This window comes from uncultured Maricaulis sp. (assembly GCF_947259345.1).
In the GTDB taxonomy this organism is placed as follows: domain Bacteria; phylum Pseudomonadota; class Alphaproteobacteria; order Caulobacterales; family Maricaulaceae; genus Maricaulis.
Genome location: NZ_CAMYLS010000035.1, coordinates 1 through 12,325, shown reverse-complemented (window position 1 = coordinate 12,325; position 12,325 = coordinate 1). Strand labels below are relative to the sequence as shown.

Genomic DNA, 12,325 nt, shown 5'->3' with positions numbered 1-12,325 from the left:
GGAGCCGGCGCGCCGCTGACAGCACCATCGGCGCCGGCACCGGCCAGGGCCAGGCCTTGCGGCATGGCGACGCCGCTCGCGCCTTTGACCAGGGGCCGGGCGACCAGGAAGATGATGAGCAGGGCGGTGATGAACATCACGCCGATCTCGGCGGCCCGCATCAGATCATTCTTGGACAGGGACATGCCGCTGGTGGCGGCCGTGCCCAGCAGCGGATCGGTGCGGGCGAATTCGATCTGGCTGACCGTCAGCATGTCCTGGCGGCCCTCAGGGTCGTTCACATAACCCATGGCGGCTTGAACCAGAGCCTCGATGCGATCGATTTCCGCTTGCGGACGCTCGCGCCAGGTAATCGTGCCGTCTTCAGCCGTTTCCAGCACGCCATCAACGACCACGGCGACAGACAGGCGATCAATGGCGCCGGCCTCGATCACTTCGGTCCGGGTGGTGGAGGAGATTTCGTAATTGACGCGCTCGCTGGTGCTTTCGCGGCTGGAGCGGCTGCTCGGGCCGTCGGCTTCGGCACCTTCGCCGCCATCGGGCAGGTTTTCGGAGGCCGAGACACGGTTCTCGTTGGCGCCGTCCTGGTCGTTGGACAGGTCTTCGCCACGCTCGCGCGAGCGCACGACCTGGCCATTCGGATCATAGGTCTCCGAGCTCTGCGTGATCGACTGGCGGTCGAGTTCGGCGGTGACCTGGACGCGGGCTGCGCCCGGGCCGACGACACCCTCGACAATGTCGAGGATGTTCTGGCGCATCTGCGCTTCGATTTCGCCGCGACGCTCATCCATCAGGATGGAGCTGGACGATTGGCCGTCGCCGCCGCTGGCCAGTTGGCGACCGCGATCATCGGCAATCGAAACCCCGGTCGGCTCGATGCCGGCACTGGAGGCGACGATATTGCGGATCACACGGACCTGCTCGGAGTTCAGGCGGCCATTGGTGGCGATGGTGACGGCAGCCGTCGGAGACTGCTGGTCGCGGGCGAAAAGGCGGCGTTCGGGCAGGTTGAGATGGACGCGGGCCGAGCTGACATAATTCAGCGATTGGATCGTGCGGGCCAGCTCGCCTTCCATGGCGCGCTTGGCATTGATGTTCTGGACAAAGCTGGTTTGGCCGAAACTGTCCTGACGGTCGAAGATTTCATAACCGACCGAGGCGCCGCTCAGCGGACCATTGGAGGCGACGCGCACGCGCGCTTCATCGACCTGGTCGCGATCGACATAGATCGCTGTGCCGCCTTCGCGGATTTCATAGGGGATGTTTGCCTGGTCGAGCAGCTGCGAGGTGGCAGCGGCGTCGGCCGGGTCGAGCCCGGAATAGAGCAGGGACTGGCTGGCACCACCCATCGCGCCGGAAAAATACACGAGTGCGACGGCCACGCCTGCGGCCAGGCCGAAGATCGCGGTCAGCCGTCCGGCGCCAAATGCCCTGAACTGTTCGAAAAGCGCGTTCACGTGGAAATCCCTGCCTCATTGCGTGCGCCTCATCAGCGAAGCACTGGGCAGAATTTTCCTACCGGGTCGGTAAACGAGGGTTTAATACGCTTGCATACGTGATGACTGGTGCCCGATTAACCAATCAGGGCACGCAATCTTTTCGCAGCAATCGATCAAATCACTCGCAAACACAGGCGAACGGCGACCGAGGGGGCGCGGTCGCCGTCCATCGTGCGCTAGTAAGGGGAGCTTACGAGCGGTATTGCTGGATGCGTGTGGTGCGAAGACCGGCCAGGCCGTGCCGATCGATCGAGCGTTGCCAACCGAGGAATTCCTCCACGGTCAGGGAGTAGCGCTCGCACGCTTCCTCGAGAGAGAGAAGACCGCCCCGCACTGCTGCGACGACTTCTGCCTTCCTCCGAACCACCCAACGCTGGGTGCTCGGATTGGGCAAATCGCCAATCGTAAGCGGGCTACCATCCGGTCCAATGACATAATTTTCTTTTTTAAGGCGCGGCTGCATGTCCGATCCCCGTTTCTTGTTTGTAGGATCAACCTACACGCCGCCCTTTAACATCGCCCTAAACCACTGGGTAAATTTACATTTAACCGTGTCGCTAAAATCCGGCTCTAAATGTTCGGAACCGGGTCATGGCGCGGTCATATATTATCGACCGGGGATGGACCCAATGCCTGGCCCGGCCCAAAAAAATGGGCCCCGCCGAATGGCGAGGCCCATAGTCCAGAAGCGGTTGGGTGATGGTTAGCGCTTCATACGGATGGCTTCGTCGAGCATCTCATCAGCGGTGGTGATGATCTTCGAGGAAGCGGAATAGGCCCGCTGCGTGGTGATCAGGCTGGTGAACTCATTGGCCAGATCGACATTGGAGCTTTCCAGGGTCGAGGCGGCAATCGAGCCGGAGGAGCCCAGGCCCGGCGGGTTGAGCGTGTAGGCACCCGATTCCGGCGTCACCGTGAAGGTACCGCCCGACTGGGCTTCCAGACCGTCCGGATTGGTGAAGGTCGCGACCGGGATCTGGTAGATCTTGCGGACGATGCCATTGGTGAACTTGGCGAAGACGAAACCGTCATCATCGACGTCGACGCTGGAGAAGTTACCGAAGGCCGAGCCGTTCACATTGGTCGAGAGCAGGGCGGACGGGCTGTCATACTGTGTGAAGCCGCCCGGTGCGTTGGGGTCGCCGAAATCCAGGGTGATCGATTGTGCATCCACGCCGGTTGCGGCCGCCCACTGGAATTCGTTCGCACCGAGTGCGGCGACGTTGGTGGAGGACAGGAAGTCGAGCTGGGTCGGCAGCGTCGTATTGGCGCTGTCAATGCGCCCCTGGGCGTCGAAGGCCACTGTGCCCGTCATCATTTGACCATCGATCAGATTGGCGCCAGTGGCGATGTCGGCGGCCGGGACCATGTGCACTTCGGCGTGCCACTGGTTCGGCGTCGAGCTCTTGAGCATGGAGATGGTCAGGGTACGCACACCACCGACACTGTCATAGAAGGGGATGGAGCGCTGGAAATCGGGCGTGACCGCTCCGGACGCCATGTTGGTCCCGGCAACGGTCGGGTCGTAGGTCGCTTCGTCAGCGGAGATGGCCTGACTTTGCTGCAGATTGGCGTTGATGCCCATCGTCGTCGTGGCTTCGGCCGCACCACCAATGGAAGACAGGTTGATGGTTTCCAGGGCGTTGAGGTCAGACGGGTTCTGCGGGACAGTCCCGTCAGCCGCAACCGGCCAGCCGGCGAGATACTTGCCGGCATCATTGCGCAGATAGCCGGTGGTGTCCGGCGTAAAGCGGCCGGCGCGGGTAAAGGAGACCGGGTCGGAGGAGTTCGGGGTGGCGTCATCGCGAACCACGAAAAAGCCACGACCCGAGATGGCCAGGTCCGTCGGTGAGGAGCCGGCGGTCAGGAGGCCGCTCTCGCCGATGGAGAGGCGCGCGACCGACCGGACGCCCGCTGCCGAATAGCCCTTGGTGGAGCTGTCACTGTCATAGAGCGGGGTGAAGACGGCGTTGGCGCGCTTGTAGCCGACCGTGTTGACGTTGGCGATATTGTCCGAAATCGAGGCGAGGGCGTTCGAGTTCGAGATCAGGCCGGATGCGCCGGCCAAAAGCGCTGAATTGATGCTCATTATGCATGCTCCTGGCGTTTTGGTTGTTTTAACGGAGCTTTCTGCTGGTCAGGTTGGCCGGATCGCCCTTCTGGCGGTCCGGATCAGGCCGGCGGCCTGGCAATCAGACTGTGCTGTCTTCCTTGATACTCATCACGGAGGAGAGCGGGACACGAATGCCGCCCATCTCCACAATGACTTCGGAACCGGACAGGTCGACGCCCGTGACACGGGCAGCGGCCTGGATATTGACGTCGATATTGTCGCCGTCCGCGTTCTGGGCGATGACTTCCAGCGTATAGACGCCATCTTCCAGTGCATTGCCGCCATCGCCCAGGCCATCCCAGGCGAAGTCGTGCGTGCCGGCGGTGGTCTCGCCGTCAGAACGGGCCACGATGCGGTCTTCGGCATCGCGAATAATGATGGAGGAGGTCGTGGCCTCGCTCGGCAGTGTGTATTCCCAGCTCGCCTCGCCATTGGCCAATTCGGCCTGGGGCGTGACCGCCGTCGCAACGCGGCCGATATAACCGACCGAGGAACTCTGGGCCGCGGCCGACTGGAGCAGCAGGAGATTTTCCAGATTCTGGTTCTGGGCGATCTGCTGCTCGACGCTCGAGAAATCGACCAGCTGGTTCACGAACTGGGTCGAGTCCAGCGGATTGAGCGGGTCCTGGTTCTTCATCTGCTCGGTGAGCAGGGTCAGGAACATCTCGAAATTGTCGGCGAGGCCCGTCTGCGAATTCGCGAGGGCGGGACTGCTGGCGCCGAGACCGGATACTGCGTCTACCATGCGTTACTCCTAGACCTGCATATCGACGCCGGAGCGTCCTGACAGCAGGAAGCCGTAGGCAGAGCGCGGACGGGATGCGAGTTCATCCTCGGCGCGCTGCGCCATTTCGGTGGTCTGGGTGAAAATCGGAAGGGCCTCGCCCTGGCTGCGAGTGTCCTCGTCAGCCGGGTTCTGGCCATCATTCATCTGGAAGCTCAGCCCGTCCTCGCCAAGCTCAAGCCCCGCGTCTGCCAGGGCGCGCTCGAGGTCGCGGGCTGAACGTTGCAGCTCGTTCAGCGTTTCGGGGCGCTCGACGGTCAGGACCGCATGGACGCGATTGTCGGCGCGCAACTCGATGCGGACATCGACCTTGCCCAGTTCGGCCGGGTCGAGGCGGATATCAAAGACACGATTGCCGTTCGAGACCTGTTTGGTGATCTGACCGGCCAGCTGGGTGGCGCTGTGCGGGGTAAAGCGCGGCAAATGGCTGCCGGATTTGTCGGCGGCCAGGCGGCCGTCGGCGCGTGACAGGTTGAAATCGGTTTCCGCCTGCAAGGCCGCATCGGCCTGGGCGCTGTCGGCCATGGTCGCTGCCTGGGCCTGGCCTTCGCCCATGGCGCCGGTGAGGGGTGTGATCGGCGCACCGCTCTGGGCGGCCGGAACTGGCGCATTCCTGTCGGCCGCCAATGCGGCGGCTGGATCAGATGCTGGCGTCCCGGCGGCTTGGGTCCCAGCAGCCGACATTGTTCCACCGGGCGAGCCTGTGCTGGCCTGTGCCGAGTTTCCGGCCTGGCCATTCGACGCGTTGGCGCCCTGTCCATTGGGGCGGGCTGCCAGGCTGCTGGCGGTCTGGATGGCAGCCTCGGCCTGGCCGCGCTGACGCAGCGGCTCGGCGGCCGTCCCGTCCGTGGTGGGGGTCGGGGCCTGACCTGTCTGGGCGGGCGGCGTCGGCGCAGCGCCCTTGCTGGCAGCGGCCGTAACGGAGGCTGCGGGGCTGGCATTCGCCTTTCCGGCCGCTGTCTTGGTTGTGTCGAGGCGAGGCTCGCCGGATTTCGGAGCAGCGAGATTGACCGCGCTGGCCGCCGCTGGCGTGGCGGTGGCTGCGCCGGACCGGGGATTGGCGACGGTGTCGCCCGTGACCGCCTGAGGCGAGGTCGTGGTGGTCGCTGCCGTCAGCGTGCTGACGCCTTGAGCCTGGGGCGCAGATGTCTGGGTCACAGGGGGCTGGACCCCTGCGGGTTCGGCTATTGTCGCCTGGCCATTGGCGGCGGGAGCCTGTTGAGCGGCAACGGGCTGCCCCTGGGGCTGACCGGCCATTCCAGGCTTGGGCAGGATGATCTCGGAAGCGGGCTTGTCGGCCGCGACGGTCTTGGTATTGCCCGGCGTGCTGACGGGCGCCGCGGTGCCATCGGCGGTGGCGAGCTGAGGTGTCAGCTGTGGCGTTGATGCTTGGGCTGGTCCGGTATCGGACGCCGCAGGCGTCACCGGCGCGGCGTTGACGCCTGCGGCCGGAGTTGGTTCAGCCAGAGTTGGTTTAGCCGGCGTCCCTGTTGCCGCTGTCAGTGTGTCGCCAATGACTGTGCTGCCAGTAGTGGAATTGGTCGACGGATCGGCCGTGTCGAGGACGTTCTGGACCGGGCGGGCGGGCTTGGTGGCAGCCGGGGCTACCGGTGCCACGGGCGTGACGGGAATAACCAGATCATCACCGAGCTCGGTTTCGCCGCTGGGCGCCCCGGGCATGACGACGGGCGCGGTGGCGTCCATGGCCAGCGGTGATGTGGAGGTGAGGGCAGCTTCGCGGACCGGCGCGGCCGGAGCGGCAGCGGACGTTCCGGGTGTCACGGCGCCCTGCGCAGGTGTTGCGCCTGCCGGGCGAGCGGCAGGTGCTGCGCCGCCCTGGGCCTGGTTGGCATTGACCATCAGCGCGAAGGGTGAGGCGCCGGCCTCGACCGATGCGACCCCCTGACTCGTTCCGGTCTCGCTGGATCCGGGCTGCGCAGTGGCGCTGCCGGATCCCGCAGGATTGGAGAACAGGTTCGACGTGGTCAGGTCCAGAGTCATTGTCGCTCTTCGCGTGTCTCAAGGCGCACTTCACGCCTCGTCTCATCGCCATGATCGCAAGCGGTGTGCCAGACTGGAATTGATCTAACAATCTGAATTTATGCATTAATTTCGCGGTAACACCTCGGGGTGGGCAGGAAAGGCCGGTCAGGTCTGCCCGCCGGTGGGCGCAATTTGCCGGGTTGTCCGGCCCGGGCTGCCGGGTGCGCCGGCGAGGCGACCCTGTCCGTATTACCGCGCGTGAGCCCGGGCGCGCGCGAGCCTCTCTGGCAGGACGCGGCCGGGCTCACGCGCGGTGGCCGAGCGATTGGCCCAGCGCTTGCGATGGTTAAGACAGGCCCCGGCCATCTCTGTCGGGCCAGGAATTCGGAAAGCGCATGAAAAAGCAAATGAAGGCAAACGGTTACGGCAAGTCAAACCCAGTGGAGGCGCCCTTCGGGCTGACCGCCCCGCTGGGCAATGCTTGCCGCTTTGACGGCAGATATCGCCGCAACCGCAACCTTCTTGCCGACTGCGCAGGGAGCCAGCCATGTCGTTGAGTGGTATTCTCGGTAACGCCCTCTCGGGGCTTCAGGCCAGCCAGGCCGGATTGCGCGCGTCATCCAACAACGTCGCCAATGTCAACACGCCCGGCTATGCGCGGACGATCGCCAGTTTCGAAGCGCGCAATGTCGGCGGCGTCGCAATGGGCGTGCAGGTCAATGGTATCGTCCGCATTGTCGACCGCCATCTCCAGCTGACTTCGCTGCGCTCGATCTCCGAAGCCGGCATGACCGAGGTCCGGGCCGGCACGCTTGATCGATTGCAAAGCCAGTTCGGCAATCTCGACGATAGCGGCTCGATCTTTTCCCGCCTGAACTCGGCCTTCACCGGCCTGTCGCAGGCCAGTGTCGACCCGACTCTGTCGGTCGCGCGCCTGTCGGCGGCGGCGGACCTGGACAGCTTCTTCACCGAAGCCCAGCGCCTGTCCGGCGAAATTCGCGCCCAGCGCCAGGAGGCCGATGCCAAGATCAACGCAACACTCCAGCGTTCCAATGAAATCCTGCGCGAAATCTATGAGCTGAACTCGAATGTCCAGGCGCTGGCCGCTGGCGGCGGCGATTCATCGGGCGCTGAAAACCGGATTTCCGAACTGCTCGACGAAATGTCGGGATACATGGATATTCGCGCCGATTTCCAGGGCGATGGACGCGTCGTGCTTCGCACGACAGACGGCGTGCTTCTGCTCGACAATTATCCGGCCAATCTGACCTACAAGGTCGCCGGCACGGGTTCCTATGGTGTGGAATACGGCAAGATCTACGCGGAATCGCCCAATGGCGGGAACCCGCAGGAGCTCGACAGCCATATCGCCTCGGGTGAGCTGCGCGCCTTGCTCGACCTGCGCGACAAGACGCTCCCGGATGTGGCGGAAGAGCTGGCCGAAATGGCCTCCGGAGCGGCTGATGCGCTGAACGCTGCCCATAATGACGCGGCCTCCTATCCAGCGCCGCAGAGCCTGACCGGTCGCAATACCGGACTTGCTGCTGCCGATGCCCACAACTTCACCGGCGCGACCACGCTCGCCGTGGCCGACAATACCGGCGTTCTGGTGCGCCGGGTCGATGTCGATTTCGATGCCGGTACCTATTCCGTGGATGGCGGCGCGGCGGTTGGTTTTGGCGGTACGATCGGTGATCTCGCCACGGCACTGAATACCGCCCTGGCCGGTGTCGGTTCGGCGAACTTCACCGATGGCACGCTGAGTGTCTCGGCGAATGCGGCCAATAACGGCGTTGCTTTCCTGCAGGATGAGACCACGCCGTCTGATCGCGGTGGTCGCGGCCTGTCCCACTTCTTCGGACTGAACGACCTCGTCCGCTCCGATTCACCGGGCTTCTTCGAGACGGGCCTCTCAGCCACGGATGTCCACCAGTTCGCCACCGGAACCTCGCTCGAATTCCGGATGGACACGATCGAGGGCAAGACGGCTGGCACCTACACCATCCCCATGGTCACGGGTGAAACCGTCGATGACATTGTCACTGCGCTCAATGACACCACGACCGGGATGGGGCGCTATGTCACCTTCTCCCTCGATGGCAATGGCAAGCTCTCCTACACGGCCAATGCCGGTTATGAGGGCTATGAGCTCTCCCTGACGGGCGACGACACCTCGCGCGGTACGACGGGCGTGGCCTTCTCGAAACTCTTCGGGGTCGGGCTGGAAGCCAAGGCGGCCCGTTCGGAGGCCTTCTCGGTCGACACGGCCATCCGCGCCGACTCCGCCCGCTTGGCGCTCGGCAAGCTGGACCTTGATGCCGCCACCGTGGTGGGCGATTTCGTGCTGGCCGCCGGTGATAACCGCGGCGGCACCGGCCTGCAGGCCGCCCTCTCGGCCCCGCGCAGCTTCAATGCGGCGGGTTCGCTCGCGGCCTCGACGGCCAGCTTGGGCGATTACACGGCCCGTATCGCGGGCACGGTCGGTTCGCGTGCAGCCCGCGCCGAGAGCGAGGCCGCCTCGGCGGCGACGCTGCAGGCCACGGCGGCCCAGAAACGGGCCGATGTCGAAGGCGTCAGCCTCGACGAGGAATTGGCAGCGATGACGCTGTACCAGCAGTCCTATAATGCCGCCGCGCGCATGCTGCAGGCGGCCAAGGAAATGACCGATACCCTGATGGGCATCGTCTAGGAGGTTTTTGCGCCATGACCCGTGTTTCCACCTTCGCCGCGAACCAGAATGCGCTGCTGGACCTGATGAAGGCCCAGAAGTCGCTCTTCGACGCGCAAAAGCAGCTGACCACCGGCAAGCTTGCGACCGACCTCAAGGGTGTCGGGCATCAGGCCGAGACCCTGTCGGCGACCCGCTCGGCGCTACAACGGGCCGAAGCCTTCGAACAGGCGGCGGTGCGCACCGAGGCGCGTCTCGAGACCCAGGACATCGCCATGGGCCAGATGGCGGACGCTATCACCGATCTGCGTCTCGCCGTGACCTCGAAGGACGGCGACTACACCATGCTCCAGGTGCGCGAGGCCTTCTACAAGGTCTCCAACGCGCTCAACATGCAGCACGCCGGGACCTATGTCTTCGGCGGGACCCGCACCGACGTGCCGCCGGTCCAGACCAATGACATCAACGATCTGGTCGCCATGGGTACGGCCAGCGAGGCCTTCGTCAATAATGACCGGCGCCCGCAGGTCCAGCTCGACCAGAATCTGACCATGGAGACCGGCATGCTGGCCAGCGATGTCGGCGGCGAGGTCTTTGACAGCTTCAAGCGGATTGCCGATTTCAATGCCGGCGCCAACGGGCCCTTCGCCCAGCCGCTGACCGGGCCGCAGGAAACCTTCCTCAATGGCGAGATTCAGAATGTCATCACGGCGCTCGACAACATGTATACCAAGATCGGCGAAAATGGTGCCGCACAAGCCAATGTGGAAACGCTGAAAAACTCCCATGCCGACCGCCAGACCTTCCTCCAGAAAATGCTGTCGGATCTGGAAGATGTCGACATGGCGGAAGCCGCCACCCGTTTCCAGCAGGCCCAGACTGCGCTGGATGTCTCGGCCAAGACCTTCTCCTCGCTCAGCCAGGTCTCGCTGCTGCCCTATCTGAGATAGGGGAGGGGACGCTCAGGCACCCCAGTCCCGCTAGTTCGCGCGACGGATCCGGCCTAATCTGGCCTGACTGTTGACGAGGCTGCCATGCTCACCCGCTTGATTTTCGCGCTATCGCTTGCCCTGCTCGGTGCCTTTATCGGTGGCGGGATTGTCTGGCTGGCGACCTGGCAGATCGATGCGGCGCTCATGGCTGCGCTGGCGCTGGCACCCGTCTTTGCCTTGCTGGGCCTGGCCCTCGGTGGCCGCCAGCTCAGCCGCAATATCTCCCCCGCTAACGGATACATGCCGTTCTGGCGGGAATAGCGCCGCCTCTTGGGTCTGTGGGCATTTAGGCGTATAGAGCCGCCTCCAACAACCGTTTGCTGCGGGCCTTGACCCCGCTGGAGGCGAAAGATGACGACCCTTGATACCGGCCGCGCCCGTGCGCAGGCCGATGCTCTCATTTCCCGTTTGGGCCTGTCCGGCGATCCGCTGGGACTGGGCGGCAATCCCGGCGACCATCGCGTCGTGGTGGCCATGTCCGGCGGTGTCGACAGTTCGGTGACCGCGGCCCTGCTGCACCATCTCGGCTATGATGTCGTCGGTGTGACGCTGCAACTTTATGACCATGGCGCGGCCATGGCCAAGAAGGGGGCCTGCTGCGCCGGTCAGGATATTTACGACGCCAAGCGCGTCGCCGAGGCCTGCGGCTTTCCCCACTATGTGCTCGATTATGAGAGCCGCTTCCGCGAAGCGGTGATCGAGGAATTTGCCGACACTTATCTGGCCGGTTTCACGCCCATTCCCTGCGTGCGCTGCAACCAGACCGTCAAGTTTGCCGACCTTTTGACCACGGCCCGCCAGCTCGGCGCCGTGTGCATGGCGACCGGGCATTACATCCAGCGTGTCACGGGCGAGAACGGGGCGGAGCTGCGCCGCGCCGCCGATGCCGGCAAGGACCAGTCCTATTTCCTGTTCGCGACCACGCATGACCAGCTCGACTTCCTGCGCTTTCCGCTGGGCCATCTCAACAAGGACCAGACGCGTGAACTCGCCGAGGCCTTCGGCCTCATCGTCGCTGACAAGCCGGACAGCCAGGACATCTGTTTCGTGCCCAATGGCCGCTATGTCGACATTGTCGAGAAGGTCCGCCCCGGTGCCTCCAAGCCGGGCGAGATCGTGCATGTCGATGGCCGCGTTCTCGGAAGGCATGACGGCGTGATCCGCTATACCGTCGGTCAGCGCCGCGGCCTCAAGATCGCTGTTGGTGATCCGCTCTATGTCGTGCGGATCGATGCCGAGGCGGCTCAGGTCATTGTCGGCCCGCGCGAAGCGCTGGAAGTCGACACGATCGCCCTCAAGGAGATCAACTGGCTCGGCTCGGATGCCATGGCCGATGGCGCCCCCATCCGCGTCAAGGTTCGCTCCACCCGCCCGCCCGTCCCCGCCGCCCTGTCGGTGGACGGCGAGGATGTCCGCGTGGTCCTCGCCAAGGGCGAGGAAGGCGTCGCGCCCGGCCAGGCCTGCGTCTTCTACTCGTCCGACGATGAAGACCGGGTGCTGGGTGGCGGCTGGATCACCAGCACGAGTGGCGGGAGCGGTGGCTCGAGCGGGGTGAGGTTGATCGGGTAGGGGAGAATATCCCCCATCCGCTTGTCACCCCTGGCGCATGCCCGGCCCCGAGCCGGGCGGAGATCAGTGAGCTAGCTGGATCAGCATATAGGTCCCGGCTCTGCGGCCTGCCTTCGCAGGCCATTCGGCCGGGATGACAATGCTTGAGCGAGCGCGACAGCGCTCCGGCAAGCGGTATATGGATGTTTGCGCGCGAGGCGCGTCTTTCCCATCAACACCTGTACTCCGTCATCCCACGGGGAGCGCGCAGCGCTCATCCGGGGGACCTCGCCACGGTTGTCTGGCGAATGGGTGTGGTCCCCCGGACAAGCCGGGGGATGACGGTGAATTTTAAAACCAGGCACTTATCCCACACGCCTTCCCCCCAAACCGTCATCCTGACGAAAGTCAGGACCCAGTTTCGCAGGTTCGATTTCGCCAATCCTGGCAACAGCTTGCGTCGCGATCTGGGTCCAGGCCTGCGCCGGGATGACGGTGTGTGGGGCGGGCATTTTCACAAAACTTATCCGCCCCCCCCTTCACCGCAAGCGATAATGCCCTCGGTTTTCGGGACGGGAGGCGCGAGCTCAGTCACTTGTGCCCGGAGGCGAGCGGAGCCTGTCCGCGTGCGGGGATGACAGCCCGACACTCCGGCAGGGCGTGCGATCAGGTCGCGGGGCACTAAACGACCGACCCCATCTACCTGGCGCATTGGAATCGGGGTGGAGACAGCCCGGG

9 protein-coding genes are annotated in these 12,325 nt (G+C 64.4%); 4 read left to right on the top strand and 5 right to left on the bottom strand.

Annotated features, from left to right (window positions below; all coding sequences use genetic code 11):
• The 5 genes from fliF to Q0X62_RS15455 all read right to left on the bottom strand — a co-directional run.
• Positions 1 to 1,457 (bottom strand): flagellar basal-body MS-ring/collar protein FliF (gene fliF / locus Q0X62_RS15475; protein WP_297737942.1); only part of this gene is annotated, 1,457 nt, incomplete at its 3' end.
• 232 nt (positions 1,458 to 1,689) lie between these two features.
• Positions 1,690 to 1,962, bottom strand: a complete 273-nt coding sequence (locus Q0X62_RS15470) for a DUF1153 domain-containing protein (protein WP_297737939.1) — start codon at positions 1,960 to 1,962, stop codon at positions 1,690 to 1,692.
• Between the two features lie 240 nt (positions 1,963 to 2,202).
• The gene (locus Q0X62_RS15465; protein ID WP_297737936.1) at positions 2,203 to 3,588 is read right to left on the bottom strand and encodes a flagellar hook protein FlgE; all 1,386 of its coding nucleotides are present in this window, start codon (positions 3,586 to 3,588) and stop codon (positions 2,203 to 2,205) included.
• Between the two features lie 103 nt (positions 3,589 to 3,691).
• Positions 3,692 to 4,357: a flagellar hook capping FlgD N-terminal domain-containing protein gene (locus tag Q0X62_RS15460; protein ID WP_297737933.1), complete on the bottom strand. Its 666-nt coding sequence runs from the start codon at positions 4,355 to 4,357 to the stop codon at positions 3,692 to 3,694.
• A 9-nt stretch (positions 4,358 to 4,366) separates the two neighbouring features.
• A complete protein-coding gene (locus tag Q0X62_RS15455; RefSeq protein ID WP_297737931.1) occupies positions 4,367 to 6,397 on the bottom strand; it encodes a flagellar hook-length control protein FliK in 2,031 nt (676 codons plus the stop codon).
• A 529-nt stretch (positions 6,398 to 6,926) separates the two neighbouring features.
• Between Q0X62_RS15455 and flgK the strand changes: the two genes are divergently transcribed.
• The 4 genes from flgK (at position 6,927) to mnmA (ending at position 11,608) form a co-directional block, all read left to right on the top strand.
• Positions 6,927 to 9,068 (top strand): flagellar hook-associated protein FlgK, encoded by a 2,142-nt coding sequence (flgK, locus tag Q0X62_RS15450; RefSeq protein WP_297737928.1) that lies wholly within the window; start codon positions 6,927 to 6,929, stop codon positions 9,066 to 9,068.
• Positions 9,069 to 9,082: 14 nt separating this feature from the next.
• On the top strand, positions 9,083 to 9,997 hold the full coding sequence (locus Q0X62_RS15445; RefSeq protein ID WP_297737924.1) for a flagellin: 915 nt from the start codon (positions 9,083 to 9,085) through the stop codon (positions 9,995 to 9,997).
• Between the two features lie 84 nt (positions 9,998 to 10,081).
• Positions 10,082 to 10,300, top strand: coding sequence for a hypothetical protein (locus Q0X62_RS15440; protein ID WP_297737922.1), 219 nt, complete (start codon positions 10,082 to 10,084; stop codon positions 10,298 to 10,300).
• Between the two features lie 90 nt (positions 10,301 to 10,390).
• A complete protein-coding gene (gene mnmA / locus Q0X62_RS15435; RefSeq protein WP_297737919.1) occupies positions 10,391 to 11,608 on the top strand; it encodes a tRNA 2-thiouridine(34) synthase MnmA in 1,218 nt (405 codons plus the stop codon).
• Positions 11,609 to 12,325: the final 717 nt, after the last annotated feature.